Origin of the sequence: Thalassobaculum sp., from assembly GCF_965223715.1 — a bacterium.
Classification (GTDB): Bacteria; Pseudomonadota; Alphaproteobacteria; order Thalassobaculales; family Thalassobaculaceae; genus Thalassobaculum.
On sequence record NZ_OZ245012.1, the window covers coordinates 1758037 to 1783642 of the forward strand.

Consider the following 25606-nt stretch of genomic DNA (forward strand, 5'->3'; position numbering starts at 1 on the left):
CAGCGCTGATCTTCCCAGCGGGCAAGTTCTCGCAAGGGCGGTGGACGGCGGGGCAACCCATAGGATGCGTTATCCGACCCAAACAGAAAAACCCCTCCCCGGGTGCACCGGAGAGGGGTTCCTTAAATGCGGCCCGAGCACGCGAGCCGGTCGCAACCTTACTGCGGCAGGGTGTCGTCGACGCCCTTCACGTACCAGTTCATGCCCAGCAGGGTGCCGTCATCGAGGGTCTTGCCCTCCTCGACCGCCAGCGTGCCGTCCTGCTTGTAGATCGGGCCGGTGAACGGGTGAAACGCGCCCGACTTGATCTTCGCCTCTGTCTCCTCGGCCATCGCCTTCACGTCGTCCGGCATGTTGGTGTAGTCGGCCATGATAACCATGTCGGCGGCCATGCCGCCCCAGACGTCACCCGAGGTCCAGGTGCCGTCGAGCACGGCCTTGGTGCGCTCGATGTAATAGGCCGACCAGTCGTCGATGATCGCGGTGAGCTGCGCCTTCGGCGCGAACTTGATCATGTCGGAGGCCTGACCGAAGCCGACCACGCCCTGCTCCTCGGCGATCTGCAGCGGAGCGGTGGAATCGGTGTGCTGGGTGATGATGTCCGCACCCTGGCCGATCAGAACCTTGGCGGCGTCGGCTTCCTTGCCCGGATCGAACCAGGAGTTCACCCACACGACCTTCAGCTTGAAGTCCGGGTTGACCGACTGGGCACCCAGCAGGAAGGCGTTGATGCCGCGCACCACTTCCGGGATCGGGAAGGACGCCACATAGCCGGCGACGCCGCTCTTCGACATCTTGGCGGCGATCTGGCCGATCACGTAGCGGCCCTCGTAGAACCGGGCCGAGTAGGTGGCGAGGTTCTCGGCCTGCTTGTAGCCGGTGGCATGCTCGAACTTGATCTCCGGGAACTTCTTGGCGACCGCCAGGGTCTGCTCCATGAAGCCGAAGGAGGTGGTGAAGATCAGGCCGGCCCCCTGGCGCGCCAGACGGGTAATCGCCCGCTCGGCATCCGGGCCCTCGGCGACCTTCTCCACATAGACGGTCTCGACCTTGTCGCCGAACTCCTTCTCGATGGCGAGGCGGCCCTGGTCGTGCTGGTAGGACCAGCCGTGGTCGCCGATCGGCCCGACATAGATGAAGCCGACCTTCAGCGGGTCAGCGGCCTGGGCCATGGTGGCGCCGATGGCACCGGCGGCGAGCATCGCGGAGGCGACCGCCAGCTTGAACAACTTCCTCATGGTCCCCGTCTCCTGTCCTGTTCCAAGGGGGTGGCACATATCGGGCCGCGGCACGGCGGCCCCTGCTTACTCACCGATCCGGCACGAAGGTCTGACCGATGCAGGCCGGTGTGTTGATCCTGGTCAGCGTCCTGTTCCTGGAGATCAGAACGAGGACCAGAATGGTTATCAGATAGGGGAAGGACGACAAGACCTGGGACGGGATGCCGACCCCCAGGGCCTGGGCGTACAGCCCCATGATCCAGACCGTGCCGAAGAGATAGGCCCCGATCAGCACGCGTCGAGCGATCCAGGTGGCGAAGACCACCAGCGCCAGCGCGATCCAGCCGCGACCGGAGGTCATGTTCTCCACCCATTGCGGCGTATAGGCGAGCGAGAGATAGGCCCCCGCCAGCCCGGCGCAGGCGCCGCCGAACAGGATGCAGCCGTAGCGCACGGCGATCACGTTGTAGCCCAGCGCATGGGCGGAATGGTGGTTGTCGCCGACCGCCCGGATGATCAGCCCGGTCCGGGTCCGGGTCATCACGTAGGACACGGCGAAGACCAGCACGAAGGAGGCGTAGACCAGCACGTCTTGGCCGAACAGGATCGGGCCGAGGAACGGGATCTCCGTCAGCACCGGGATGTCGAGCGGCTGCAGCTTTACGCCGGGCAGGCCGGTGAAGCTCTCGCCGATCAGCCCGGAGAGACCCAGGCCCAGCAGGGTCAGCGCCAGGCCCGACGCCACCTGATTGGTCGCCAGCGTCTGCGTGAGAAACCCGAACAGCAGCCCCATGCCCATGCCGGCGAGCACGCCCGCCAGCACGCCGAGATACGGCGAGGCGGTGGTATAGGCGGTGGCGAAGCCGCAGACGGCGCCGACCACCATCATCCCCTCGACACCCAGATTAAGGACACCGGAGCGCTCGACCACCAGTTCGCCGATGGCGGCCAGCAGGAGCGGCGTCGAGGCCGTGATGATCGTCAGGATGACCGCTTCCAACCCTGTCACAGCCGCCTCCCCTACGCCGTCTGGGGACGCAGCAGGCGGATCCGGTAGAGGATCAGCGTGTCGCAGGCCAGGATGAAGAACAGCAGGATGCCCTGGAACACCTGGGCGGTCTTGTCGGAGATGCCGAGATCGATCTGCGCCGCCTCGCCCCCGAGATAGGAGATGCCGAGCATGATGCCGGCGATCAGCACGCCGACCGGGTTCAGGCGGCCGAGGAAGGCGACGATGATCGCGGTGAAGCCGTAGCCGGGGGAGATGGAGGGCTGCAGATGCCCGCTCGGCCCCGCCACCTCGCAGATGCCCGCGAGCCCGGCCAGCCCGCCCGACAGCAGCAGGCAGAACCATACCATCCGGGTGGAGGAGAAGCCGGCGAAGGTCCCGGCCCGCGGCGCCGTGCCGACGACCCGGACCTCGAACCCCTTCAGGGTGCGCGACATGACGACGTACAGCACCGCGACGGCCACCAGGGCCAGCCCGGCGCCGAGATGGATGCGGCCGTCGTCGATGGTGGGGAGAAGCTGCCAGCCCTCAAACTGGACAGATTTGGGGAAGTTGAAGCCGGCCGGGTCGCGCCAGGGGCCGCGGATGAACCAGTCGGCGACGAGCTGGGCGACATAGACCAGCATCAGGCTGGTCAGGATCTCGTTGGTGCCGAAGCGGGTGCGCAGATAGGCCGGGATCGCCGCGTAGAGCGCGCCGCCCAACGCCCCCATGGCCAGCATCAGCACCATGACCGGGAAGCTCTGGAACTCGTGCCACAGGATCGGCAGGGCCGAGCCGAACAGCGCGCCGATGGTGAGCTGCCCCTCCGCCCCGATGTTCCAGACATTGGCCCGGAAGCACACCGCCAGCCCGACGCCGATCAGCACCAGGGGGGCCGCCTTGACCACCAGCTCCTCCAGCGACCACCACCAGAGCACCGGCTCCAGGAAGTAGACGTAAAGGGCGCGCACCGGATCGAGGCCCATCAGCGAGAAGATCACCGCTCCGGCCACCAGGGTCAGCCCCACGGCGAGCAGCGGCGAAAGCCAGGTCATCAGCTTGGAGCGTTCCGCCCGCCTCTCCAGCACCAGCCTCATGACGCCGCCCTCTCGTGGGCGCCGGCCATCAACAGGCCGATCGCCTCGCGGTCCAGGCTGGAGGTCGGCCGAGCCTCGGACAGCTCGCCGCGCGAGATGACCGCGATGCGGTCGGCGATGGCGAAGATCTCGTCCAGATCCTGGCTGATCACCAGCACCGCCGAGCCGGCATCGGCCAGGTTGATCAGCGCCTGGCGGATCACGGCGGCCGCCCCCGCGTCCACGCCCCAGGTCGGCTGGTTGACCACCAGCAGCCGCGGCTTGCGGTCGAGCTCGCGGCCGATCACGAATTTCTGCAGATTGCCGCCGGACAGCGACCGCGCCTCCGGATCGCTATGGGCCGTGCGGACGTCGAAGGCGCCGGCCACCCGGCCGGCCACGTCGCCGGCGAGCCCGAGATTGACCAGTCCGCGCTTCACCATGCCGTCATCCACCGCGAAGCGGGTCAGGATCACGTTCTGGGACAGCGGGAAATCGGGCACCGCCCCGTGGCCCAGCCGCTCCTCCGGCACGAAGGCGGCACCCAGCGCCCGGCGCGCCTTGATCCCGCGCCCGGCACAGACCTGTCCGGCGATGGTGATGGCCCCGGTCAGCCCCTCCGTCCGTTCGCCCGACACCGCGTCGAACAGCTCCGACTGGCCGTTGCCGGCAACCCCGGCGATGGCGACGATCTCGCCCGCCGCGATCTGCAGCGACACGTCGCGCAGGGCCGTGCCGAACGGCCCGTCGGCCGGCAGCGACACCTTGTCGAGGGTCAGGATCGCCTCGCCCGCCGTCACGCCCGAGCGGGTGGAGACGACGGCCACATCGACCCCAACCATGTGGCGGGCCAGCGAGGCGGCGGTCTCCCGGCGCGGATCGACGGTAGCGACCACCTTGCCTCGGCGCAGGATGGTGGCCTCGTGGCACAGGGCCTTCACCTCCTCCAGGCGGTGGGAGATGTAGAGGATGGCGCAGCCCTCGGCGGCCAGGCGGCGCAGGGTGACGAAGAGCTGGTCGGCCTCCTGGGGTGTGAGCACCGCCGTCGGCTCGTCCATGATCAGCAGTGCGGGCTCCTGCAGCAGGCAGCGCACGATCTCGATCCTCTGGCGCTGCCCCACCGACAGGTCGGCGACCAGGGCACCCGGCTCCAGCGGCAGGCCGTATTCCCGCGAGACCGAGGCGATCCGGGCGGCGAGTTCCTTCATGTCCGAACTGCCCGGCAGGGCGAGCGCGATGTTCTCGGTGACGGTCAGCGCCTCGAACAGGGAGAAATGCTGGAAAACCATGCCGATGCCCAGCGCCCTTGCGGCCGCAGGGTTGGCGATGCGCACCGGCTTGCCGCGCCAACGCAGCTCGCCCTCGCTCGGCTGCAGGGCGCCGTACATCATCTTTACCAGGGTCGACTTGCCCGCACCGTTCTCGCCCAGCAGCGCGTGGATCTCGCCGGGCCGGAGCCGCAGAGTCACGTCGTCATTGGCGGCGAACTCGCCGAATTTCTTGGTGATATGGACGGCCTCCAGAAGGAAGTCGCTCATTCGGCCCTGCCCCCGCCGGGTGGTCGCGTGTCGATCCTCCTGGGTAGAGGCTGGCGGCGCCGGAGTCGAGCGTCTTGTTGCAGCGCACCCGTAACCTTTGGGGTGCATGCGCCGGAAGACGTGTCCTAGACTGCGGCCCACCGAGCCCGCGCGAGACGGGACGCCGATCCGAGGAAGGGGAAACGCATGGCCGCCGGCCGAGACAGGCTTGCAGGAAAGACCGCGCTGATCACCGGTGGCGCCTCCGGAATCGGCCGGTCGATCGCCGAGATCTTCGTCGAACAGGGGGCCACCGTCACCATCGCCGATATCGACGGCGACCGGGGCAAGGCGGTCGCCTTGGAGATTGGCGCGACTTTCGCGCTGCTGGACGTGCGCGACGAGGTCGGCTGGCAGCAGGTGACCACGGAGATCCTGGACCGCCACGGCCGGCTGGACGTGCTGGTGAACAATGCCGGCACCGGCGGCTCCGGCGGATCGATCGAGGACGCCTCCGTCGACGACTGGGACCGGGTGATGGACATCAACGGCAAGGGCGTGTTCCTCGGCTGCAAATACGGCGTGACGGCGATGAAGGCGAACGCGGCCCCGGCCGGCGGCTCTATCGTCAACATGTCGAGCATCGCCGGACTGGTCGGCGCCCCGGCGATCCCAGTCTATTCCGCCTCCAAGGGAGCGGTGCGGCTGCTGACAAAGTCGGTCGCCCTGCACTGCGCGAAGAAGGGCTACGGCATCCGCTGCAACTCGGTGCACCCGTCCTATACCGACACGCCGATGGTCGACCGCATGGTCGACGGCCACCACAACCCCGAGCGCCTGCGTCAGGCGATCGAGGCGGCGGCCCCGCTCGGCCGCATGGGTGCGCCCGCCGACGTGGCCGGCGCGGTCCTGTACCTGGCGAGCGACGACAGCACCTTCGTCACCGGCACCGAGCTGACGGTCGATGGCGGCATCTGCGCCATGTGACACACGACGAGACCTCTGGAGGAGACACACGCATGTTCGATCTGACCGGCAAGGTGGCGCTGATCACCGGCTCGTCGCGGGGCATCGGCAAGTCCATTGCCGAATGCATGGTGAAACAGGGCGCGAAGGTGGTGATCTCCTCGCGCAAGGCCGACGCCTGTACGGCCGTCGCCGAGGAGATCACAGCGGCCGGCGGCGAGGCGGTGGCGATCCCCTGCAACATCGGCCGCAAGGAGGAGCTGCAGGCGCTGGTCGACGGCAGCCGCAAGGCCTTCGGCAAGATCGACGTGCTGGTCTGCAACGCCGCCACCAACCCGGTCTTCGGCCCGATGTCGGAGGTGTCCGACGACGCCTATGACAAGATCATGGACACCAACGTGAAGAGCGCCTTCTGGCTGTGCAACATGGTGCTGCCGGAGATGGCGGAGCGCGGCGACGGCGCGGTGATCCTGATCTCCTCCATCGCGTCCATGTACGGCAACCGCAAGCTCGGCATCTACGGCATCTCCAAGGCGGCCGAGCAGCAGCTCGTGCGCAACCTGGCGGTCGAATGGGGCCCGAAGAACATCCGGGTCAACGCCATCGCCCCGGGCCTGATCCGCACCGACTTCGCCCGCGCCCTGTGGGAGGACGACAAGCGCCGAAAGATCATGGAGACCGTCACCCCGCTCCAGCGCATCGGCGAGCCGGAGGATATCGGCTGGCTGGCGACCTATCTCGCCTCCGACGGCGCGCGCTTCGTCACCGGCCAGACCATCTTGGCCGATGGCGGTCGGACCATCGGCGACCCGTCCTGAGGGGACCGGCATGGCACATCTCGGCCCGGTCACCGACGCCCACCGCTTCGACGAGGCGGGACTGGCCCGCTATCTGGCGGATCAGGGGCTGGACGGTGCGGCGTCCGGCCTGACCGTCAGGCAGTTCCAGGGCGGCCAGTCCAACCCGACCTTCCGTCTCGACACCGCCGACAGCAATGCCTCCTACGTGCTCCGCAAGAAGCCGCCGGGGGAGTTGCTGCCCTCGGCCCATATGGTGGAACGCGAGTACCGGGTCATGGCCGCCCTGGCGCAGACCGACGTGCCGGTGCCGGTGATGCGTCACCTCTGCGAGGACGCGTCGGTCATCGGCACGGCGTTCTACGTCATGGACTTCCTCGACGGCCGCATCCCGGACGAGCCGTCCCTGGACGAGGGCTATACGCCGGAGGAACGGGCGGCGATCTGGGACAGCGCCAATGCCGCGCTGGCCAAGCTGCACACGGTCGACATGGAGGCCGTGGGCCTCAGTGATTTCGGCCGGCCGGCGAACTATTGCGGCCGGCAGATCGCCCGCTGGACCAAGCAGTTCGAGGCCACGAAGACCGACCCGATGCCGGACATGGACCGGCTGACCGAATGGCTGAACGCCCATCCCGGCGTGCCGGACGAGGTGGCGATCGCCCATGGCGATTTCCGCCTGCCCAACATGATGCTGCACCCAACCGAGCCGCGGGTGATCGCCGTGCTCGACTGGGAACTGGCGACCCTCGGCCACCCGCTGGCCGACGTGGCCTATACCTGCATGCCCTATCACATGGCCCATGCGGAGAAGGCGCTGAAGGGCATGGTCGGGCTGGACCTGGCGACCATGGGCATTCCGGGCGAGGCGGAGTACCTGGAGAAGTACCGCCAGCGCACCGGTCGGGACGCCATGCCGGACATGCGCTATTTCTTGGCCCTGTCCTTCTTCCGGCTCGCCGCGATCTGCCAGGGCGTCTATTTCCGCGGGCTCAAGGGCAATGCCAGCTCGGCCAACGCCCTGGAAGTCGGGGCCAAGGCGCCGCGCCTGGCCGAGATCGGCTGGGCCATCGCCAGCCGGGAAGGCTGAGCCCATGGCCCAGATCAAGATCCACGCCCGCCGGGCCTTCATCGACCGGCACCGCCAGGCCCTGTCCGACGCGATCCACGGGGTGATGAGGGAGACGCTCGGCCTGCCGGAGGACAAGCGCTTCCACCGGTTCATCGCCCTGGACGATGCCGATTTCATCCACCCGGCCGACCGGGGCGAGGGCTACACGGTGATCGAGATCCTGATGTTCGAGGGCCGCAGCGACGCCGCCAAGCGCGCCTGCCTGCGTGGGCTGATGCGGGAGATACCCGCGGCGACCGGCATCCCGGTGGAGGCGGTGGAGATCACCATCGTGGAGACCCCGATGGCCAATTGGGGCATCCGCGGCAAGATCGGCGACGAGCTGACGCTGAATTACAAGGTGCAGACGTAAGGAGGCGGGCTCACTCCACTCATCTTACTCACTCCCCGGACCTGTTCCGGGGCCTACCCATCCGCCGCACGATGACGGGCAGGGTTCGAAGCAGGTTCCGCCGTGGGCCCCGGAACAAGTCCGGGGAGTGAGTTAAGGGGGTGGGGAGCGAAAGCGCCCCCCTCACCGGGTCCCGCTGAACCGCCGCTGCCCCTCCTTCGCCGCCATCAGCCGGGCGTAGAGGTCGATATAGCGTTCCGCCGGACCGTCCCAACCGACCGGGTGGCGCATGGCGTTGCGCTGCATCTGGCGCCACAGGCCCTGCTCGGAGAACACCGCGAAGACCTTGGCGATGGCGTTGGCGAAGGCCTCGCGCGAGCCCGGCTCGAACTGGAAGCCGGTGGCAACCCCGGCGCTGACGGCGGCCGAGTTCGCGTCGATCACCGTGTCCGCCAGGCCGCCGGTCCGTGCCACCACCGGCAGGGCGCCGTAGCGCATCGCGTACATCTGGGTCAGCCCGCAGGGCTCGAAGCGCGAGGGCACCAGGATCGCATCGGCTCCGGCATAGAACCGGTGCGCCAGATCCTCGTCATAGCCGATATGCACGCCGACCGAACCCGAATGGTCCCGGGCGGCCGTCCGGAACGCCTCCTCCAGCCGCCGGTCGCCGCTGCCGAGCAGGATCAGGGAGCCGTCGACCCGCAACATGTCCGGCAGGATGCCGAGCAGCAGGTCCAGCCCCTTCTGGTCGGTCAGCCGGCTGACCACGCCGAACAAAGGGCCGCTTCGGCCGGGATCGATCGAGAAGGTCTCCAGCAGCGCCTTGCGCACCGCCTTGCGGCCGGACAGGGACCGGCTGGTGAAGGACGGCACCGCCGGGTCGGACATCGGGTCCCAGAGCTCGGTATCGATGCCGTTGAGGATGCCGATCGCCCGCTCCTGGCGCGCCGCCAGCACCCCTTCCAGGCCCCAGCCGAATTCCGGGCTCTCCAGCTCGCGGGCATAGGTCGGGCTGACCGTGGTCACCAGATCGGAGTGGATCAGCCCGGCCTTCAGGAAGTTGAGCTTGCCGTAGAATTCGTAGCCCTGGGCGGTGAAGCCGGTCTCCGGCAGCTTGAGGTCGGCGCGCAGGTCGGCCTCGCACACGCCCTGATAGGACATGTTGTGGATCGTCAGGATGGTCGCGACGTCGCGCACCGCCCAATCCTGCAGGTAGAGCGGCGCCAGGCCGGTCTGCCAGTCATGGCCATGGACGATGTCGGGGCGCCAGCCGTCCGCGAGGCCGTCGCGGGCGATGCGCGCCGCCACCCAGGTCAACGAGGCGAAGCGAAACGGGTTGTCCGGCCAGTCCTCCCCCTCCGGCGTGACGTAGAGCCCGTCGCGTTCGAAGAACTCCGGCATGTCGAGGGCCAGCACGTCGAGCCCGCCGACCGGCGCCCGGCGGACAGTCGCCGGCCTGCCGAACACCTCGCCCTCCTGCCAGACGGCCTCGCCCTCGCCGGTCAGCGCCGTCACGCCGGGATAGCCGGGCAGCAGCACCCGCACATCCACGCCCTTGGCCGTCAGCGCCTTGGGCAGGGCGCCGGCCACATCGGCCAGCCCGCCCGTCTTGACCAGCGGAACGCATTCCGAGGCGACGAAAAGCACTCTCATCGGGCGGCCATCCACCGTTCGATCATCGGCTTGGTGATCAGACAGGTACCAGCCTCGGTCCGGCGGAACCACTTCGCGTCTTCCTCCGGGTCCTCGCCGACGACGAGGCCCTCGGGGATCTCCACCCCGCGGTCGATCACCACCCGCTTCAGCCTCGCGTGGCGGTTCACCACCACCTTGGGCAGGGCGACCACCCCGAACAGCTCGGAGAAGGAATGGGTGTGGCAGCGGGTGAACAGCAGGGAGCGCTCGATATTGGAGCCCGAGATGATGCAGCCGCCGGACACCATGGAGCTGACCGCCCGGCCGCGCCGGTTCTCCTCGTTATGGATGAACTTCGCCGGCGGCACGACCTCGCCATAGGTCCAGATCGGCCAGTCCTCGTGGAACAGGTCGAGGCCGGGGACGAAGTCGGTGAGGTCGATATTCGCTTCCCAGAACGCGTCCACGGTCCCGACGTCGCGCCAGTACGGCGCCGGTTCCAGTCCGCTCATCACGCAACTGTCGGAGAAGAAATGGGCGTAGGCGCCGCCGCCCCTGACCATGGCGGGGATGATGTCCTTGCCGAAATCGTGGCTGGAGGTCGGGTCCTGGGCATCCTCGAGCAGCAGCTCGCGCAGGGTCGCCCAGTTGAAGACGTAGATCCCCATGCTGGCCAGCGCCTTGTCCGGATCATTGGGCAGCGGCGGCGGGTCGGCCGGCTTTTCGACGAAATCGACGATGCGGGACCGTTCGTCGACCGCCATGACGCCGAAGGCCGAGGCCTCCGAGCGGTTGAGCGTCAGGCAGCCGACCGTGACATCCGCCCCGGTCTCCACGTGCTGCATCAGCATCCGCTCGTAGTCCATCTTGTAGATGTGGTCGCCGGCCAGGATGACGATGTATTCGGGCTCGTAGCTGTCAATCACGTCGATGTTCTGGGCGACCGCATCGGCGGTGCCGAGATACCAGTTCTCGCCGCCCGACTGCTGGGAAGCCGGCAGGATGTCGAGGAACTCGTTGCGCTCGGCCCGGAAGAAGCTCCAGCCGCGCTGCAGGTGGCGGATCAGGCTGTGTGCCCGGTACTGGGTCGCCACGGCGATCCGGCGGATGCCTGAATTCACGGCATTGGACAGGGCGAAGTCGATGATCCGGCTCTTGCCGCCGAAATAGACCGCCGGCTTGGCCCGGCGATCGGTCAGCTCCATCAGGCGGCTGCCGCGGCCGCCGGCCAGGACGAAGGCCATGGATTGCTGGGCCAGTCTGGTCGTCCCGGGTGTGTGGACCATCATTCCCTCCCCTTACGCGCCGCGACCGGCGTCGCGGATCCCGTTCTACAAGAGTGGGGCTGAACGGTCAGCAGTACACCCCCTGATCGTCCGAGATCCGCAGCCGTCTGTCGCACAGGTTTGGTGGGCCGCAGGCCTGCCGGTCAGACATCGGCCAGCGCCGCTTCGACCTCCCGCTCCAGGCGCCGCCGCAGGTCGTCGGGCAGCCGCAGGGCGTCGCCCAGCCGCTGCTTGTAGCGGGCATCGCCCGGCACCTCCGGATCGAGCACAACCAGCGAGGCCAGGTACACCTCGGTCGCCTGCGGCTCGTCGGCGCAGAGCGAGGCGATGGCGATTGGGTCGGCCGGACGGTCGAGCTGATCGGAGATGAAGCGGCGCTCGTCCTCGGCCAGGTCGGCGGACCCGATCTGCTGGTCGATCAGCCCCTGTTCCTTGGCGTCGATATGGCCGTCGGCCAGCGCGGCGCTCACCATCGCCCGCACCAGGGTCAGGCGGAAATCCTCGCCCCGTGTGTCCCGCAGGCGGGCCGGGTCGAAGCCGCTGTCGGCCGGCGGTGCGGCAGGCGGCGTGGTCGCGGGCGCCTCCGGACGGTTGGCGCGGTGGTCGCTCCAGGCCTTGTAGGCGAGACCGCCGAGGACGGCGAGGCCGCCATAGGTGATCGCCTTGCCGCCGAGCTTGCGGGCCTTCTTCGAACTCAGCAGCGCCGCCACCAGACCGCCGGCCGCTGCCCCGCCCATCAGGCCTCCGGGCATCTTGTCGGCGAGACCGCCGAGCCCGGATGTCGATTTCGAGCCGGACCCGTTGCCCAGGAACCCGTCCAGCAGCCGTTGCACGTCCATCGCCTCAGTACCTCGCCAGAAATGTCGGTACAGGCGAAAAGGGGATTGGCCGGGGCGATTTCAATAGTCGCCGGCGACCGCCGCTCAGGCGTTCTTCTTCAACTCCGACTTGGCGATCGACTCCAGATGCACCTCGTCCGGGCCGTCGGCCAGGCGCAGGGCGCGGCTATGGCCATAGGCATGGGCCAGATGGAAGTCCTGGGAGACACCGCCGCCGCCATGCACCTGGATCGCCTTGTCGATCACCTCGCAGGCCATGCGCGGGGCGATGACCTTGATCATGGCGATCTCCTGGCGGGCCGCCTTGTTGCCGACCGTGTCCATCTTGTGGGCGGCATACAGCACCATGAGGCGGGCCTGGTCGATGGCGATGCGGCATTCGGCGATGGTGTGGCGCAGCGCCCCCTGGTCGGACAGAGGCTTGCCGAAGGCGACCCGGGATCGGGCGCGGGCCTTCATCGATTCAAGTGCGCGCTCGGCCTGGCCGATCAGCCGCATGCAGTGGTGGATGCGCCCCGGGCCGAGGCGCCCCTGGGCGATCTCGAACCCCCTGCCCTCGCCCAGCAGCACGTTGGAGACCGGCACCCGGGCGTTCTCGAAGGTGACCTCCGCATGGCCGTGCGGCGCGTGGTCGTAGCCGAACACGGTCAGCGCCCGCTTCACCGTCACGCCCGGGGTGTCGAGCGGCACCAGGATCATCGACTGCTGGCGGTACTTTTCCGCATTCGGGTCGGTCTTGCCCATGAAGATCATGATCTTGCAGCGCTCGTCGAGCGCGCCGGAGGTCCACCACTTGCGGGCGTTGATCACGTACTCGTCACCCTCGCGGGTGATCTGGGCCTCGATGTTGGTGGCGTCGGAGGACGCGACCGCCGGCTCGGTCATGGCGAAGGCGGAGCGGATCTCGCCGTTCAGCAGCGGGGTCAGCCACTTGGCCTTCTGCGCCTCGGTGCCGTAGCGGACCAGCACCTCCATGTTGCCGGTATCCGGAGCGGAGCAGTTGAACACCTCCGAGCCCATGGAGGACCGGCCCATGACCTCGCAGATCGGGGCGTAGTCGCGGTTCGACAGGCCGGCACCCAGATCGCTCTCCGGCAGGAACATGTTCCACAGACCGGCCGCCTTGGCCTTGGCCTTCAGCTCCTCCATGATCGGCGGCGCGGTCCAGCGGCTGGCGCCCTCCGCGATCTGCTCCTCATAGACGTGCTCGGCCGGATAGACATGCTCGTCCATGAAGGCCTGCACGCGGTTGCGCAGCTCGGCCGCCTTGTCGCTCATCTCGGGGATCATGGAGGGTCCTTCCCTTACGCCATGTGGACGATGCGGCTCAGATGATGGCCCGCATTGCCGAAGGTCACGTCGATCAGCCGAAGCCGCTTGAAGTAATGGCCGACCGCCATCTCGTCGGTCATGCCCATGCCGCCATGAAGCTGGATCGCCTCCTCGCCGACCAGCTTGCCGGCGCGGCCGATCTCGGCCTTGATGATCGAGGCGGCGCGGGCGCGCTCCACTCCGCGCACGCTGTCCATCAGCCCGGCCGTGCGGTAGCACAGGGCATGGGCGAAGCGGGTCTCCGACAGCATGTCGACGGCCCGGTGCTGCAGCACCTGGAAGCTGCCCAGCGGCTTGCCGAACTGGGTGCGGGTCTTCAGGTACTCGGTGGTCAGGTCGACCGTCGCCTGCATGGCGCCCACACCCTCTGCCGCCAGGGCAACGCAGGCCCGGTCCACCACCCCCTCGACGATGTCCAGCGCCCGGCCCATCTCGCCGAGCACGGCGTCGTGCCCGACCCGCACGCCGTCGAATTCCAGGTCGGCGCCGCGCATGCCGTCGATGGTCGGATAGGCCTTCTTGGTCAGCCCCTCGGCGTCGCCCGGGACCAGGAACAGGGTGATGCCCTCGCGCTCGTCGTCGCGACCGCCGGTGCGGGCGGAGACGATCAGCGTGTCGGCACTGTCGCCGTGCAGCACCACCGCCTTGTGCCCGTCGAGCACCCAGCCCTCGTCGCTCTCGGTCGCCATGGTAGAGACGCGCGGCAGGTCATAGCGGCTATTCGGCTCGCTATGGGCAAAGGCCAGCAGATGCTCGCCGGCCGCCACCTGCGGCAGGATCTGCGCCGCCCGTTCCGGATCGGCCTTGGCGACGATCTCGGCGCCCAGCACGATGGTGGCGACGAACGGCTCGACCACCAGGGCCTTGCCGAACGCCTCCATCATCAGCGCCAGATCGACGGTGGAGCCGCCGAGACCGCCATGCTCCTCGGCGATCGGAAAGGCGAGCCAGCCGAGCTCGGCGAAGTCCTTCCAGACGTCGCGCGACCAGCCGCCCTCGCCCTTGCGGATCCTGGTGCGCTGCTCGAATCCGTACTTGTCGGACAGGTAGCGATCGATGCTCTCGGCGAGCTGCCGCTGGTCGTCGGTGAACGTGAAACTCATAGGCCGAGCACCATCTTCGCCAGGATGTTCTTCTGGATCTCGTTCGATCCGCCGTAGATCGAGGCCTTGCGCCAGTTGAAATACAGCGGCGCCAGGGCCGGGCCGTAATCCGGGCCGACTGGCTCCTCGTTCCAGCCCTCGTCGCGGAAGGCCTCCGGCTGATACGGGGCGGCATAGGGGCCGATGGCCTCCATCAGCAGGTCGGTCAGGCCCTGCTGGATCTGCGTGCCCTTGATCTTCAGGAAGGACGGCTCCGCCCCCACCGGCCGCCCCTCGCTCTCGGCGTAGAGCGTCCGCAGGACCAGGCTCTCCAGGGACAGCAGGTCGATCTCGATCTGCGCCAGGCGGCGGGCATAGTCCGGATCCTCGATGATCGGCTTGCCGCCGGCCAGCTCGGTGCGGGCAATGCCCTTCAGCTTGCGGAGCTGCGCCTTGGAGCGGCCGACCGCGGCGATGCTGGTCCGCTCATGGCCGAGCAGGTACTTGGCGTAGGTCCAGCCCTTGCCCTCCTCGCCGATCCGGTTCTCCACCGGGACCCGGACGTCCTCCAGGAAGACGCTGTTGATCTCGGCACTGCCGTCGAGCGTGGTGATCGGGTGGACGCTGATGCCCGGGCTCTTCATGTCGATCAGCAGGAAGGTGATGCCCTCCTGCGGCTTGCCGGTGTCCTGGGTCCGCACCAGGGTGAACATCCAGTCGGCATGCTGGGCCAGCGTGGTCCAGGTCTTCTGGCCGTTGACCACGTAGTGGTCGCCGTCCAGCACCGCCTTGGTGCGCAGCGAGGCGAGGTCGGACCCGGAGCCGGGCTCGGAATAGCCCTGGCACCACCAGTCGTCGGAGCTGAGGATGCGCGGCAGGAAGCGCTGCTTCTGGGCGTCGTTGCCGAACTTCATGATCACCGGGGCGACCATGGTGACGCCGAACGGGATCACCATCGGCGCCCCGGCCAGCGCGCATTCCTCGTCGAAGATGTGCTTCTGCATCGGCGTCCAGCCGGTACCGCCATGCTCGACCGGCCAGTTCGGGGCGATCCAGCCCTTCTCGTGCAGGATCTTCTGCCAGCGGACATGGTCCTGCTTGGAGATGCGGAAGCCGTTGCCGGTCTTCTCGGCGATATCGGCGGGGAGCTTTTCCTTCAGGAAGGCGCGGACCTCCTGGCGGAAGGACTCCTCCTGCGGTGACAGAACCACGTCCATGGCCATCTTCTCCTCGTCGTATGTCTCAGGCGACCTCGAACAGGCCGGCCACGCCCTGGCCGCCGCCGACGCACATGGTGGTGACCACGTATTTCGCCCCGCGGCGCCTGCCTTCGATCAGCGCGTGCCCGACCATCCGCGCCCCGGTCATGCCATAGGGGTGGCCGATGGAGATCGAGCCGCCGTTCACGTTCAGCTTCTCGTTCGGAATGCCGAGCTTGTCGCGGCAGTAGATCACCTGGCTGGCGAAGGCCTCGTTCAGCTCCCACAGATCGATGTCGTCGATCTTCAACCCGGCCCGCTCCAGCAGGCGCGGCACGGCGAAGACCGGGCCGATGCCCATCTCGTCGGGCTCGCAGCCGGCGGCGACCAGGCCGCGGTAGATGCCGAGCGGCTCGATGTTGCGCCGCTCTGCCTCCCTGGCGTCCATCACCACGCAGGCCGAGGCGCCGTCGGAGAGCTGGCTGGCATTGCCGGCGGTAATGAACTGGTCGGGCCGCGTACCGGCTCAAGTCCGGACAGCGCCTCAACCGTGGTGCCGGGCCGGTTGCCCTCGTCCTTCTCCAGGGTGACCGTCTTCTCGCTCACCTCGCCGGTCTCCTTGTCCTTGACCAGCATGGTGCTCTGCAGCGGCACGATCTCTTCCGACACCCGTCCTTCCGCCTGGGCCTCGGCGGTACGGCGCTGGCTCTCGGCGGCGTATTCGTCCTGCGCCTCTCGGGAGATGCCGTAACGCTGGGCGACGATGTCGGCGGTCTCGATCATCGACATCCACAGGGCCGGCTTGTGCTCCATCAGCCAGGCCTCGGTGAGGTGGACCTTGTTCAGGTTGGCCTGGGTCAGGCTGATCGACTCCACCCCGCCGGCGACCATGGCCGGCACGCCGTCCACGATCACCCGCTGGGCCGCCATGGAGATGGTCTGCAGACCCGAGCTGCAGAACCGGTTCACCGTGGTACCGGCGGTGCTGACCGGCAGGCCGGCGCGGACGGCGGCAAGGCGGGCGATGTTCTGGCCGGTCGCCCCTTCGGGCAGGCCGCAGCCGATGATCGCGTCCTCGATCTCCGCCGGATCGAGCCCGGAGCGGGCGACCGCGTGGCTGATCGCATGGCCGGCGAGAACCGCGCCGTGGGTGTTGTTGAAGGCGCCGCGAAACGCCCTGCCGATCGGTGTCCGGGCCGTGGACACGATGACCGCCTCACGCATGAGGCCCTCCCTGTTTTATCTTCGTCGGCACCGGGCAGCGGCGCCGCGACATGGTTCACGCATCGATAGCAGGCGCACGGTGGCACGGGAACCACGAACGTGCCAACGGCCGCGCGCACCCCTGCCCTTTCGACCCCTTGTCAGCGCCGCGTCCAGGGGGTCTCCTCCCTTCGGCAACAAGACTTCGGCCAGAAGAATCCGGGAGGACAATCATGAGCGCATCGCCGCGCCTTTTAGAGCCACTGACCATCGGGTCGACGACCCTGAACAATCGCATCGTCATCTCGCCGATGGACCAGTACTCGGCAGTCGAGGGCGTGCCGACCGCCTATCACATGGTGCATTACGGCAAGTTCGCGATGGGCGGGGCCGGTGCGGTGATCGTCGAGGCGACCGGCGTGTCCGAGGCCGGGCGCATCACTAACGGCTGCCCCGGCCTGTACAATCAGGCGCAGGTGGACGCCTTCCGGCCGATCACCGATTTCATCCGCCAGCAGCGCTCGATCCCGGGGGTGCAGATCGGCCATGGCGGGCGCAAGGCCTCGACCCAGCGGCCTTGGGAGGGCGGCGGCCCGGTCGGTCCGAAGGAGATCGCCCAGGGCGACCGGAGCTGGCAGCCCTACGGGCCGTCGGATCTCGCGCTCAGCGAGGGGTGGCTGACGCCGAAGATGATGGACGAGGCCGATCTCAAACAGACGAAGCAGGACTTCGCCGACGCCGCCAAGCGGGCGCTCGACGCCGGGTTCGAGCTTCTCGAGATCCACATGGCTCACGGCTACCTGCTGCAGACCTTCCTGTCGCCGCTCTCCAACACCCGCAACGACGGCTATGGCGGCGATATCGAGGGCCGGATGCGCTTCCCGCTGGAGGTGGCCGAGGCGGTACGCGCGGCCTGGCCGAAGGACAAGCCGCTCTTCGTGCGGATCTCCTCGGTCGACGGCATCGACGGCGGCTGGGAGATGGACGACAGCGTGGTGCTGGCCAAGGCGCTGAAGGAGCGCGGGGTCGACGTGATCGACTGTTCGTCGGGCGGCAACTCGCCGAAGGGAGCGACCAACGCCAACCTCAAGCGCGGCCCGGGCTATCAGGTCCCGTTCGCCGAGCGCATCAGACAAGAGGTCGGGATCCAGACCATGGCCGTCGGCTTGATCCGCGAGCCGGACCTGGCCGAGCGGATCCTGCAGCAGGGCCAGGCCGACCTGGTTGCCATCGGCCGTCAGGCGCTCGTGGATCCGTTCTGGGCGCTGCATGCCGCCCAGCATTTCGACATCGACCCCGATTTCGAGAAATGGCCGCACCAGTACGCCTGGTGGCTGGAGAAGTGGGACAAGGGCCTGCGCGCCTATGCCCGCGAGCAGGCGGCGGAATAGGCTCGGAAACGAAGAAGCGCTGGCGTCGGGGGAACGCCAGCGCTTGAAACGGAGCGGCGGTGTCGAGGGAGAAGCTGACCGCTCCGGATCCTGGAAGGACCGTCTTACCGCTCGATGGGCGGCTTCTTGTCCTTGTGATTCTCTTCGTGATCCGCATCCGCGGCATCCGGCGCCTTGGGACGGGGCGGCCGCGAGAACGGCACCGTGCCCGGCTGCAGCGGGTCCACCGGATGGTCCGGGGGATTGGTCTTGTCGGCCATGGGTTTCCCTCGCGTCGTTGCGTCTGAGAGGGAAACGCCCCATCCCCCCGCTTGGTTCCCGTGGGATCTCATACAGGCTGGCGGTTGCCTGCCCGGCCGACAAATCACTGACGTCACTTACCCCTAGATGGAACCAGGAAATAGGCCGTCTCGTTTACCCGGCATCCCCAACCGTTATCGAGGCAAACGCCATGAACTGGGATCAAATCGAAGGTAACTGGAAGTCGATCAAGGGTAAGGCCCAGCAGCAGTGGGGCGAGCTTACCAACGACGAACTCGACAAGGTCGAGGGTCGACAGACCGAGCTGGAGGGCCTGATCCAGGAGCGCTACGGCAAGTCGCGCGAGCAGGCGAAGCAGGAAGTGCACGACTGGGCCAACCGCCTCTAGGCGGTCAGCGCCGAGCGATGGAAGGCCGCATCCCCGGGTGCGGCCTTCTTTGTTTTTGATGACCGCGCTCGCTCAATAAGCCTTCACGTCATCCCGGCAAGATCTGTACCTGATCCGAGGATCGCCCGGGTCAATCACGGAATATATCGGCAACTGTATACTTGACCCATGAAGGGCGCGGAAGGCAAACGTCTGACCTATCGGCGGACTAGTAAAGGGGCGTACTAGTGGCGGGAAGCTCGCCCGCCGAACAGTTACACAAGGCCCTTAAGCGCGCGCTATTAGAAACCACCCTGATCGACTCGACTCATCCGATTATGGGAGTCAGGCTTACCCGTCGTTAGATGGGGAGGTGACCATGGTTGGCGAAATACCAGCTGCACTAGCGAGCCTTAAGACTGCGTTCGATATCGCGAAGGGCTTGCAAGAGCTCAAACGTGAGGGGGACATCAAGCAAGCGATTTCCGAAATACAAGGCGCCCTGATGGATGCTCAGTCGCGGGCCCTTGATGCCCAGGCTCGCGAAACGGCGCTCGTTGAGGAAATAAACCGCTTGAAAACACAAATCGCGGGCTTTGAAGACTGGGAGCGCGAGAAGAAACGCTACGAGTTGTATGAACCGACAGGGGGCGTTCATACCTACGCGTTGAAGGATCGCCCCGCCGGCGGCGAACATCCGATGCAATTTTGTCCCAACTGCTACCACCAACGTCAAATCTCAATCCTCCAATTCGAGAAGATGGGCGCACCCCGCGCTGAGCTATTGGTGTGCCCTCGATGTGGTACAGAGCTGTTCGTCAGCGGCCACCAAACACATGATCAACGCAAGTCTCGCGTGCGACGCCCGCGCTAACTCTCCGATTGCCACTTCTTCGGCCTATGCGGCTTGGGCGACGTCTGGAGCATGCGCTTCAACAGTTCGTCGCCCTTCCGAGCACCTTCTTCAGTGTCCTGAGGTTTATCGGTGTCAGATTCCTTCGAATTCTCAGACATGGAACAGCGCCTACTCGACAGCGGGTTTGAGTTAATCCTACCACCCGGCTCGGAGATGTTGCAGGCCGTGGGGTTGGTAGCCGTCCAATGGGGCTACCTGGAGTACGAGATTGATCAGCAGATAAAGTGGCTGCACTCCTTTCCAAGCAACGAGGCTGATCTACTAAACTTTCGAGCACCGTTTAAGCAACGCGGGCGACAGTGGCGCAAAATGGCAAGACGCGTATTCAACGCCGAGTTTATCGGACAGGTCGAAGACATTTCCGTGCAAGCTAATGCCATTAAACCCAGACGTGACGCGATTGTTCATGGTGTCTTCGCGGGCGGCTCAGACAGCATGTCTCTGAGCACATATCGAAGTGCTGAATTCGTGAACTACGAGGACACAAATGCTGAGACCATCATGGAAGTCGCCAGGAGAATTTCCGTAGTGGGAGCAGACATGCTGCGACATTCCACAAAAGTGCTTAGCGCGTATGCTGAGAGGCCGCAGCCTCCAATGCCGCACGGATGATCCTGCCAACCGGCGCCGCGTTCTCCTGATAGTCCTCTAGGTCGTCGTTCTCCAGCCCGCGGACATATTCAGCCCACCCCGCCGCCATCATCTCCAGAGTGATTTCAATCTCAGCGCGGGCATACTATTCCTCGCTCATCCTGAACCTGTTCAGCTAAATTTATACTTGCCGATTAGGTCCGGGACGGGCGCTCCCAGGATGACGGCCTAGATTTGAGCGGAACCCCTCAATACTCCGCGTAGATCTCGATCACGTTGTTTTCGGGATCGCGGAAGAACAGGGTGCGGTGGCGCCAGGTCGGAAGGTCGGTCGGCGCGCGGACGATCTCCACGCCGTGCGCGAGCAGTTCGCGATGGCAGGCGTCGACCGCGGGCGGCGGCACCCGGAACGCGAGCTGGACCGAGGCCGAGCCCGGCACCGCCGGTCCGTCCTCCCAGATCGGCATGCCGTCCCGCGGCCGCAGGGTCAGCAGCGTGGCGCCGATCCGGAAGCTCACCCAGTTCGGCGTGTCGGTCTCCACCGCGAAGCCCATCACCTCCTCGTAGAACCGCCGCGTCGCCGCCATGTCGGTGCAGAGCAGCACGGTGTAGTCGAGGTTGTGAATGTCCTTGAGGCTCATGGGCGCAGTTTTCCCTGCAACTTTAACCGACCGTCATCCCGGGCGCTCGTGGGATGACGAGTAAGGATCAGTAGAAGGGGTCATGCCGCCACGATGTATTGCGCGATGGCGGAGGCGACGCAGGCGGGCTTCTCGCTGGTCTCGGTCTCCACGGTCACCGTGTAGTGCACCCGGATCGTGTCCGCCTTCTGGCGCACCACCTGGTCGAGCACGACCCGGCCACGGATCCGGCTTTCGGACGGCACCGGCGCGATGAAGCGCACCCGGTCCAGGCCGTAGTTGATCCCGGCGACCCGCGGCTTCAGCTCGAACACCTCGGCGGTGATCCGCGGCAGCATGGACAGGGTCAGATAGCCGTGCGCCACGGTGGTACCGTAGGGCGACTCCGCCTGGGCCCGCTCCTGGTCCAGATGGATCCACTGGCGGTCGTCGGTGGCGTCGGCGAAGCGCAGGATCCGCGACTGGGAGATCTCGATCCAGTCGCTGACCCCGATCTCCTCGCCGACACAGGCCTCCAGGGCCTCGACCGTGTCGAAGCTGCGGGGACTAGCCACGGGTCGGGTCCGCGGAGACGCGGATGAGCTGCTTGCCGAAATTCTTGCCCTTCAGCAGGCCGACGAAGGTCTCCGGCGCGTTCTCCAGCCCCTCGACGATGTCCTCGCGGTACTTCAGCTCGCCGGAGCGGATATAGCCGCCCACTTCCTTGACGAAGGCGCCGAACCGGTCCCAGCGCTCGGTGACGATGAAGCCCTGGACATGCAGCCGGTCGGTCAGGATCTGGCGCATCAGGCTCGCCCGGCTTGGGCCGCCGTCGAGCGAGGTGGCATTGTACAGCGAGATCATGCCGCAGACCGGGATGCGCCCGAACGGGTTCATCAGCGACAGGGCGGCGTCCAGGGTGGCGCCGCCGACATTCTCGAAATAGACGTCCACCCCGTCTGGACAGACCGCTCTCAGGTCGTCCTTCAGGGTCTCGGAACGGTGCGAGACGCAGGCGTCGAAGCCGAGCTCGTCCTTCACGAAGGCCACCTTGTCTGGCGAGCCGGCGACGCCGACCGCCCGTGCGCCCTTGATCTTCGCGAGCTGGCCGACGACCGAGCCGACCGCGCCCGACGCGGCGGAGACCACCACCGTCTCCCCCTCCTTCGGCTGGCCGATATCCAGCAGGCCGACATAGGCGGTCAGCCCCGGCATGCCGAGCACGCCGACGGCGGTGGAGATCGGCGCGTCGGCCGGGTCGAGCTTGCGCAGGCCCTTGGCATCGACCACGTCCGCACTCTGCCAGCCGGACATGGAGAGCACGAAATCTCCCTCCTTGAACTTGTCGGAGCGGGACTGCACCACCTGACACACCGTGCCGCCGGTGATCACGCCGCCGATCTCCACCGGCTGGGCGTAGGAGCGGGCGTCGCTCATCCGCCCGCGCATATAGGGGTCCAGCGACAGGTAGATGGTGCGCAGCGCCACCTGCCCCTCGCCGATCTCGGGCAGGTCGACCTCGACCTTCTCGAAATCGCCGGCCACGGGCTCGCCCTTGGGACGGGAGGCAAGACGGATCTGGGTGCTCTTCATTGCAGGGTCCTCAACTCGGATGGTCTTCGCGGATCAGATCGGAGGCTTTCTCGCCGATCATGATCGCGGCGGCATTGGTGTTGCCAGACACCATGGTCGGCATGATGGAGGCATCCGCCACCCGCAGCCCGGCGATGCCGTGGACCCGCAGGCGGCTGTCGACGACGCAGTCCTCGCCCGGGCCCATGCGGCAGGTGCCGACCGGATGGAAGGCGGTGTTGGCGGTGTTGCGCACATGGGTCAGCAGGTCCTCGTCGCTGGTGGCCCCGGTCCCCGGCTCGATCTCCTCGCCGCGCAGCGGGTCCATGGGGGCGGCCTCCGCCACCTTGCGGATCAGCCGCAGCCCATCGGTCATGGTCTGCCGATCCAGCGCATCGGACAGGAAGTTGAAGCGGATCTCCGGATGCTCGCGGGCATCGGCGGAGCGCGCGTGGATGGTGCCGAGGCTTTCCGGTCGGAGCTGGTAGCAGGTCATGGTCATGCCCGGCCAGTCGTGGAGCAACCGGCGTTTGGCGTCGCGGATGACATAGGGCATCACATGGACCTGGATATCCGGGGTCTCAAGCTCCTTCCGGGTCTTCAGGAAGCCCAGGATCGGCGCCGAGGGCATCGCCATGAAGCCGCGCCGCGTCGTCAGGTAGCGCAGAAACTGCCAGCCGCGCGGGATCAGCCCCGCCATGCGTTCGTTATAGGACACGCCGCGCTGCTTCAGCCGCCAGACCATGCGGGCGTTGATGTGGTCGCGCAGGTTCTCGCCCACCGCCGGCAACTCGTGCTTCACCTCGATGCCGAGCGGCTTCAGCACGTCCGGCCGGCCGATGCCCGACAGCTCCAGAAGCTGCGGAGCCGCCACCCCGCCGCAGGACACGATGACCTCGCGGCCGGCGCGGACCTCCACCTCCTCGCTGTTGGCGATCCGGTAGGCGACGCCGACGCAGCGCTTGCCCTCCAGGATCAGCCTTGTGGCGAGCGCGTCGGTGACGATCCTCAGGTTCGGACGCTTGCGCGCCGGCTCCAGATAAGCGACCGCCGTGCTCTGCCGGATGCCGTTCTTGATCGTGGTCTGGGTGCGCACGAAGCCTTCCTGATCGGCGCCGTTGTAGTCCGGGTTCCGCTTGATGCCGATCGCCTCGCCGGCCCGGAAGATCGCCTCGTAGAGCGGGCTCTGGTCGTAGGATTCGCAGACATGCAGCGGGCCGCCCTGGGCGCGCATGTCGTCGGCGCCGTGCTCGTAGTTCTCCATCCGTTTGAAGATCGGCAGCACGTCGTCGAAGCTCCAGCCGCGGCTCCCGCGCTGGGCCCAGGTGTCGTAGTCGAGCGGCTGGCCGCGCACATAGACGAGCCCGTTGATCGAGGACGAGCCGCCGAGCAGCTTGCCCCGAGGCACCGGAATTTCCCGGTTTGCGGTCGCCGGCTCCGGGACAGAGGCGTAGCACCAGTTCGCCGCCGGGTCGGAGATCAGCAGCCCGAAGCTCGCCGGCATGCGGCTGTAGGGATGGCTCGCCGCCCCCGCCTCCAGCAGCAGGACCTTGTGCTTTCCGCTTTCGGTCAGACGGTTGGCGAGTGCCGCGCCGGCCGAGCCCGCTCCCACGATGATGAAATCGGCCTCGGCTTCCATCGCGCCCGAGTTCCCCTGCGCAGCTTGCATCGTCCATCCCTCCCATGCTGCCCTTATTTCCGGGCGGCTTCGTGGAATGCGAGCACGGCGCGCGTGATCTGTCGAGCCGCCAACCGAGCCGCGCTATGCTTCCGAGGAACGACCAATCTCAAGGACCCCAGGAATGCCCGCCACCGCCTTCGACTCCGCCCTCACCGCCCCTCTCCTGTCCGACCCCGAGACCGCCGCCCTGATCGACGACGCCGCCGTGACCCGGGCGATGGTCGAGGTCGAGCGCGCCCTGTCCCGGGTCGAGGGACGGATGAGCGTGATCCCCGCGGAGGCGGCCGCCGCGATCGATGCGGCGCTGGACGGTTTCATGCCGGACATGGAGAAGCTCGGCGCCGGCATGCAATCGGCGGGGGTGCCGATCGTCGCCCTGGTGAGCCAGCTCCGCGACAAGGTGGGCGCGCCGGCCCGCGACTACGTCCATGCGGGTGCCACCAGCCAGGACATCTACGACAACGCCCTGCTGCTCTGCTTCGCCGCCGCCACCGACCGGATGAAGACCCGGCTCGACGCCGTGATCAGCCAGCTCTCGGTGATGGCCGACGACCACCGCTTCACCGTGATGGCCGGCCGGACCCGCACCCAGCAGGGCATCCCGATCAGCTTCGGCGCCAAGGTCGCCGGCTGGCTGGCGCCGCTGAAGCGCTACCGCGAGCGGCTGATCTGGGTGCGCGAGGAGTTGCTGGTCGTCCAGTTCGGCGGAGCTGCGGGCACGCTGGCGGCAATCGGTTCCCGGGGCATGGACGTGGCCGACATGCTGGCCGACGAGCTGGGGCTGGAGCGGGCGGTCTCGCCCTGGCACACCGCGCGCGACGGCATGCTCGGCCTGGGAGACTGGCTGTCCGGGGTGACCGGAACCCTGGGCAAGATCGGCGCCGACCTGCTGCTGATGGGCCAGAACGAGGTGGGCGAGATCCGTGCCGGCGGGGGCGGCGGGTCGAGCGCGATGCCGCAGAAGGCCAATCCGATCGGCATCGAGATGCTTGTCACCCTGGCCCGGGCCAACGCCACCAACCTGTCGGGCCTGCACCACGCGGCGATCCAGGAGCACGAGCGCGGCGGACCCGGCTGGACGCTGGAATGGATCTGCCTGCCGCCGATGCTGCTGGCGACGGCGGCGGCCTTGCGCATCGCGAGCGAGACGCTCGCGAGCCTCAAGGTCGACGCCGCCCGGATGCGCGCCAACCTGGATCTCGGCACCGGCCTGATCATGGCCGAGGCGGTGACCACGGCCCTGGCCGAACATGTGGGCAAGGTGGAGGCCCAGGCGCTGGTGAAACAGGCCTGCCAGGACGCCCCGGGCTCCGGCCGCTCGATCACCGACCTGCTTCGGGAGAGCTGCGATGCCCCGGTGGACTGGGATGCGGCGGCCGATCCGATCAATTACCTCGGCGCGTCCCAGGAGATCATCAATCGGGTGCTGGCGCTTTGATTTTGAATTGACCTCGCCCTTCGACGCGTCGCTTCGGTCCTGCTCAGGGCGCGGTCAAAAAGTCATGAACACGTCATCCCGAGAGCCTCCGTCCCGGATCTAATCCGGGATTGATCCGGAGACTGCCCGGGACCTGGTTCCGGCGCTGATTCTGGGTCCCGGC

26 protein-coding genes are annotated in these 25606 nt (G+C 67.2%); 9 read left to right on the forward strand and 17 right to left on the reverse strand.

What is annotated here, in order from left to right; all coding sequences use genetic code 11:
- Positions 1–158: 158 nt before the first annotated feature.
- The 4 genes from ACOQOP_RS08180 to ACOQOP_RS08195 form a co-directional block, all read right to left on the reverse strand.
- Positions 159–1238 (reverse strand): BMP family ABC transporter substrate-binding protein, encoded by a 1080-nt coding sequence (locus ACOQOP_RS08180; protein ID WP_420565830.1) that lies wholly within the window; start codon positions 1236–1238, stop codon positions 159–161.
- 70 nt (positions 1239–1308) lie between these two features.
- The gene (locus ACOQOP_RS08185) at positions 1309–2229 is read right to left on the reverse strand and encodes an ABC transporter permease (protein WP_420565831.1); all 921 of its coding nucleotides are present in this window, start codon (positions 2227–2229) and stop codon (positions 1309–1311) included.
- An 11-nt stretch (positions 2230–2240) separates the two neighbouring features.
- Positions 2241–3308, reverse strand: a complete 1068-nt coding sequence (locus tag ACOQOP_RS08190) for an ABC transporter permease (RefSeq protein WP_420565832.1) — start codon at positions 3306–3308, stop codon at positions 2241–2243.
- The gene (locus ACOQOP_RS08195; protein ID WP_420565833.1) at positions 3305–4825 is read right to left on the reverse strand and encodes an ABC transporter ATP-binding protein; all 1521 of its coding nucleotides are present in this window, start codon (positions 4823–4825) and stop codon (positions 3305–3307) included. Before ACOQOP_RS08195 ends, ACOQOP_RS08190 begins: the two co-directional genes overlap by 4 nt.
- 186 nt (positions 4826–5011) lie before the next feature.
- On the opposite strand from ACOQOP_RS08195, the gene ACOQOP_RS08200 reads away from it, so the two are divergent.
- The 4 genes from ACOQOP_RS08200 to ACOQOP_RS08215 are packed head-to-tail and all read left to right on the forward strand — an operon-like array spanning position 5012 to position 8051.
- Entirely contained in the window at positions 5012–5791 is a 780-nt protein-coding gene (locus tag ACOQOP_RS08200; protein WP_420565834.1) for a glucose 1-dehydrogenase, read from the forward strand.
- A 32-nt stretch (positions 5792–5823) separates the two neighbouring features.
- Positions 5824–6588, forward strand: a complete 765-nt coding sequence (locus ACOQOP_RS08205) for an SDR family NAD(P)-dependent oxidoreductase (protein ID WP_420565835.1) — start codon at positions 5824–5826, stop codon at positions 6586–6588.
- A 10-nt stretch (positions 6589–6598) separates the two neighbouring features.
- Positions 6599–7657, forward strand: coding sequence for a phosphotransferase (locus ACOQOP_RS08210; RefSeq protein WP_420565836.1), 1059 nt, complete (start codon positions 6599–6601; stop codon positions 7655–7657).
- A gap of 4 nt (positions 7658–7661) precedes the next feature.
- Positions 7662–8051, forward strand: a complete 390-nt coding sequence (locus ACOQOP_RS08215; protein ID WP_420565837.1) for a tautomerase family protein — start codon at positions 7662–7664, stop codon at positions 8049–8051.
- Between the two features lie 162 nt (positions 8052–8213).
- On the opposite strand, the gene glgA is transcribed toward ACOQOP_RS08215, so the two are convergent.
- The 8 genes from glgA to ACOQOP_RS08255 all read right to left on the reverse strand — a co-directional run bounded on the left by glgA (position 8214) and on the right by ACOQOP_RS08255 (position 16627).
- On the reverse strand, positions 8214–9683 hold the full coding sequence (glgA, locus tag ACOQOP_RS08220; RefSeq protein ID WP_420565838.1) for a glycogen synthase GlgA: 1470 nt from the start codon (positions 9681–9683) through the stop codon (positions 8214–8216).
- Positions 9680–10951, reverse strand: a complete 1272-nt coding sequence (glgC, locus tag ACOQOP_RS08225) for a glucose-1-phosphate adenylyltransferase (RefSeq protein ID WP_420565839.1) — start codon at positions 10949–10951, stop codon at positions 9680–9682. Before glgC ends, glgA begins: the two co-directional genes overlap by 4 nt.
- Positions 10952–11094: 143 nt before the next feature.
- A complete protein-coding gene (locus ACOQOP_RS08230) occupies positions 11095–11790 on the reverse strand; it encodes a tellurite resistance TerB family protein (RefSeq protein ID WP_420565840.1) in 696 nt (231 codons plus the stop codon).
- An 84-nt stretch (positions 11791–11874) separates the two neighbouring features.
- Positions 11875–13080, reverse strand: coding sequence for an acyl-CoA dehydrogenase family protein (locus ACOQOP_RS08235; RefSeq protein ID WP_420565841.1), 1206 nt, complete (start codon positions 13078–13080; stop codon positions 11875–11877).
- A gap of 14 nt (positions 13081–13094) precedes the next feature.
- Positions 13095–14225, reverse strand: coding sequence for an acyl-CoA dehydrogenase family protein (locus ACOQOP_RS08240; RefSeq protein ID WP_420565842.1), 1131 nt, complete (start codon positions 14223–14225; stop codon positions 13095–13097).
- Positions 14222–15421 (reverse strand): acyl-CoA dehydrogenase family protein, encoded by a 1200-nt coding sequence (locus ACOQOP_RS08245; protein ID WP_420565843.1) that lies wholly within the window; start codon positions 15419–15421, stop codon positions 14222–14224. Before ACOQOP_RS08245 ends, ACOQOP_RS08240 begins: the two co-directional genes overlap by 4 nt.
- A 25-nt stretch (positions 15422–15446) precedes the next feature.
- On the reverse strand, positions 15447–15851 hold the full coding sequence (locus ACOQOP_RS08250) for a hypothetical protein (RefSeq protein ID WP_420565844.1): 405 nt from the start codon (positions 15849–15851) through the stop codon (positions 15447–15449).
- The gene (locus ACOQOP_RS08255) at positions 15851–16627 is read right to left on the reverse strand and encodes a hypothetical protein (protein WP_420565845.1); all 777 of its coding nucleotides are present in this window, start codon (positions 16625–16627) and stop codon (positions 15851–15853) included. The genes ACOQOP_RS08250 and ACOQOP_RS08255 overlap by 1 nt, the downstream gene beginning before the upstream one ends.
- Positions 16628–16839: 212 nt before the next feature.
- Between ACOQOP_RS08255 and ACOQOP_RS08260 the strand changes: the two genes are divergently transcribed.
- A complete protein-coding gene (locus ACOQOP_RS08260) occupies positions 16840–17997 on the forward strand; it encodes an NADH:flavin oxidoreductase/NADH oxidase (protein ID WP_420565846.1) in 1158 nt (385 codons plus the stop codon).
- Positions 17998–18101: 104 nt separating this feature from the next.
- Here the strand turns inward: ACOQOP_RS08260 and ACOQOP_RS08265 are convergent, their stop codons facing one another.
- Positions 18102–18257 (reverse strand): hypothetical protein, encoded by a 156-nt coding sequence (locus tag ACOQOP_RS08265; protein ID WP_156907184.1) that lies wholly within the window; start codon positions 18255–18257, stop codon positions 18102–18104.
- 191 nt (positions 18258–18448) lie between these two features.
- Between ACOQOP_RS08265 and ACOQOP_RS08270 the strand changes: the two genes are divergently transcribed.
- The 3 genes from ACOQOP_RS08270 (at position 18449) to ACOQOP_RS08280 (ending at position 20153) form a co-directional block, all read left to right on the forward strand.
- Positions 18449–18646, forward strand: coding sequence for a CsbD family protein (locus tag ACOQOP_RS08270; protein ID WP_420565847.1), 198 nt, complete (start codon positions 18449–18451; stop codon positions 18644–18646).
- A 358-nt stretch (positions 18647–19004) separates the two neighbouring features.
- Positions 19005–19499, forward strand: coding sequence for a hypothetical protein (locus tag ACOQOP_RS08275; RefSeq protein ID WP_420565848.1), 495 nt, complete (start codon positions 19005–19007; stop codon positions 19497–19499).
- Positions 19500–19610: 111 nt separating this feature from the next.
- Positions 19611–20153, forward strand: a complete 543-nt coding sequence (locus ACOQOP_RS08280) for a hypothetical protein (RefSeq protein WP_420565849.1) — start codon at positions 19611–19613, stop codon at positions 20151–20153.
- Between the two features lie 227 nt (positions 20154–20380).
- Here the strand turns inward: ACOQOP_RS08280 and ACOQOP_RS08285 are convergent, their stop codons facing one another.
- The 4 genes from ACOQOP_RS08285 to ACOQOP_RS08300 all read right to left on the reverse strand — a co-directional run bounded on the left by ACOQOP_RS08285 (position 20381) and on the right by ACOQOP_RS08300 (position 23993).
- Complete coding sequence (locus ACOQOP_RS08285; protein ID WP_420565850.1) at positions 20381–20773, reverse strand: VOC family protein; 393 nt, start codon at positions 20771–20773, stop codon at positions 20381–20383.
- 80 nt (positions 20774–20853) lie between these two features.
- Positions 20854–21327, reverse strand: coding sequence for a MaoC family dehydratase (locus ACOQOP_RS08290; protein ID WP_420565851.1), 474 nt, complete (start codon positions 21325–21327; stop codon positions 20854–20856).
- Positions 21320–22345, reverse strand: coding sequence for an NADP-dependent oxidoreductase (locus tag ACOQOP_RS08295; protein ID WP_420565852.1), 1026 nt, complete (start codon positions 22343–22345; stop codon positions 21320–21322). The genes ACOQOP_RS08290 and ACOQOP_RS08295 overlap by 8 nt, the downstream gene beginning before the upstream one ends.
- Positions 22346–22355: 10 nt before the next feature.
- Positions 22356–23993, reverse strand: a complete 1638-nt coding sequence (locus ACOQOP_RS08300) for a GMC family oxidoreductase (protein ID WP_420565853.1) — start codon at positions 23991–23993, stop codon at positions 22356–22358.
- 133 nt (positions 23994–24126) lie between these two features.
- Here ACOQOP_RS08300 and pcaB point away from each other — a divergent pair, with 133 nt between their 5' ends.
- Positions 24127–25443 (forward strand): 3-carboxy-cis,cis-muconate cycloisomerase, encoded by a 1317-nt coding sequence (gene pcaB, locus ACOQOP_RS08305; RefSeq protein WP_420565854.1) that lies wholly within the window; start codon positions 24127–24129, stop codon positions 25441–25443.
- Positions 25444–25606 lie beyond the last annotated feature (163 nt).

What these genes read in the sequence shown, in the direction of transcription:
- ACOQOP_RS08180 (WP_420565830.1), bottom strand. Translation starts at nt 1,238, where the DNA reads ATGAGGAAGTTGTTCAAGCTGGCGGTCGCCTCCGCGATGCTCGCCGCC.
- ACOQOP_RS08190 (WP_420565832.1), bottom strand. Translation starts at nt 3,308, where the DNA reads ATGAGGCTGGTGCTGGAGAGGCGGGCGGAACGCTCCAAGCTGATGACC.
- ACOQOP_RS08195 (WP_420565833.1), bottom strand. Translation starts at nt 4,825, where the DNA reads ATGAGCGACTTCCTTCTGGAGGCCGTCCATATCACCAAGAAATTCGGC.
- ACOQOP_RS08200 (WP_420565834.1), top strand. Translation starts at nt 5,012, where the DNA reads ATGGCCGCCGGCCGAGACAGGCTTGCAGGAAAGACCGCGCTGATCACC.
- ACOQOP_RS08205 (WP_420565835.1), top strand. Translation starts at nt 5,824, where the DNA reads ATGTTCGATCTGACCGGCAAGGTGGCGCTGATCACCGGCTCGTCGCGG.
- ACOQOP_RS08210 (WP_420565836.1), top strand. Translation starts at nt 6,599, where the DNA reads ATGGCACATCTCGGCCCGGTCACCGACGCCCACCGCTTCGACGAGGCG.
- ACOQOP_RS08215 (WP_420565837.1), top strand. Translation starts at nt 7,662, where the DNA reads ATGGCCCAGATCAAGATCCACGCCCGCCGGGCCTTCATCGACCGGCAC.
- glgA (WP_420565838.1), bottom strand. Translation starts at nt 9,683, where the DNA reads ATGAGAGTGCTTTTCGTCGCCTCGGAATGCGTTCCGCTGGTCAAGACG.
- glgC (WP_420565839.1), bottom strand. Translation starts at nt 10,951, where the DNA reads ATGGTCCACACACCCGGGACGACCAGACTGGCCCAGCAATCCATGGCC.
- ACOQOP_RS08230 (WP_420565840.1), bottom strand. Translation starts at nt 11,790, where the DNA reads ATGGACGTGCAACGGCTGCTGGACGGGTTCCTGGGCAACGGGTCCGGC.
- ACOQOP_RS08235 (WP_420565841.1), bottom strand. Translation starts at nt 13,080, where the DNA reads ATGATCCCCGAGATGAGCGACAAGGCGGCCGAGCTGCGCAACCGCGTG.
- ACOQOP_RS08240 (WP_420565842.1), bottom strand. Translation starts at nt 14,225, where the DNA reads ATGAGTTTCACGTTCACCGACGACCAGCGGCAGCTCGCCGAGAGCATC.
- ACOQOP_RS08245 (WP_420565843.1), bottom strand. Translation starts at nt 15,421, where the DNA reads ATGGACGTGGTTCTGTCACCGCAGGAGGAGTCCTTCCGCCAGGAGGTC.
- ACOQOP_RS08250 (WP_420565844.1), bottom strand. Translation starts at nt 15,851, where the DNA reads ATGGACGCCAGGGAGGCAGAGCGGCGCAACATCGAGCCGCTCGGCATC.
- ACOQOP_RS08255 (WP_420565845.1), bottom strand. Translation starts at nt 16,627, where the DNA reads ATGCGTGAGGCGGTCATCGTGTCCACGGCCCGGACACCGATCGGCAGG.
- ACOQOP_RS08260 (WP_420565846.1), top strand. Translation starts at nt 16,840, where the DNA reads ATGAGCGCATCGCCGCGCCTTTTAGAGCCACTGACCATCGGGTCGACG.
- ACOQOP_RS08265 (WP_156907184.1), bottom strand. Translation starts at nt 18,257, where the DNA reads ATGGCCGACAAGACCAATCCCCCGGACCATCCGGTGGACCCGCTGCAG.
- ACOQOP_RS08270 (WP_420565847.1), top strand. Translation starts at nt 18,449, where the DNA reads ATGAACTGGGATCAAATCGAAGGTAACTGGAAGTCGATCAAGGGTAAG.
- ACOQOP_RS08275 (WP_420565848.1), top strand. Translation starts at nt 19,005, where the DNA reads ATGGTTGGCGAAATACCAGCTGCACTAGCGAGCCTTAAGACTGCGTTC.
- ACOQOP_RS08285 (WP_420565850.1), bottom strand. Translation starts at nt 20,773, where the DNA reads ATGAGCCTCAAGGACATTCACAACCTCGACTACACCGTGCTGCTCTGC.
- ACOQOP_RS08295 (WP_420565852.1), bottom strand. Translation starts at nt 22,345, where the DNA reads ATGAAGAGCACCCAGATCCGTCTTGCCTCCCGTCCCAAGGGCGAGCCC.
- ACOQOP_RS08300 (WP_420565853.1), bottom strand. Translation starts at nt 23,993, where the DNA reads ATGCAAGCTGCGCAGGGGAACTCGGGCGCGATGGAAGCCGAGGCCGAT.
- pcaB (WP_420565854.1), top strand. Translation starts at nt 24,127, where the DNA reads ATGCCCGCCACCGCCTTCGACTCCGCCCTCACCGCCCCTCTCCTGTCC.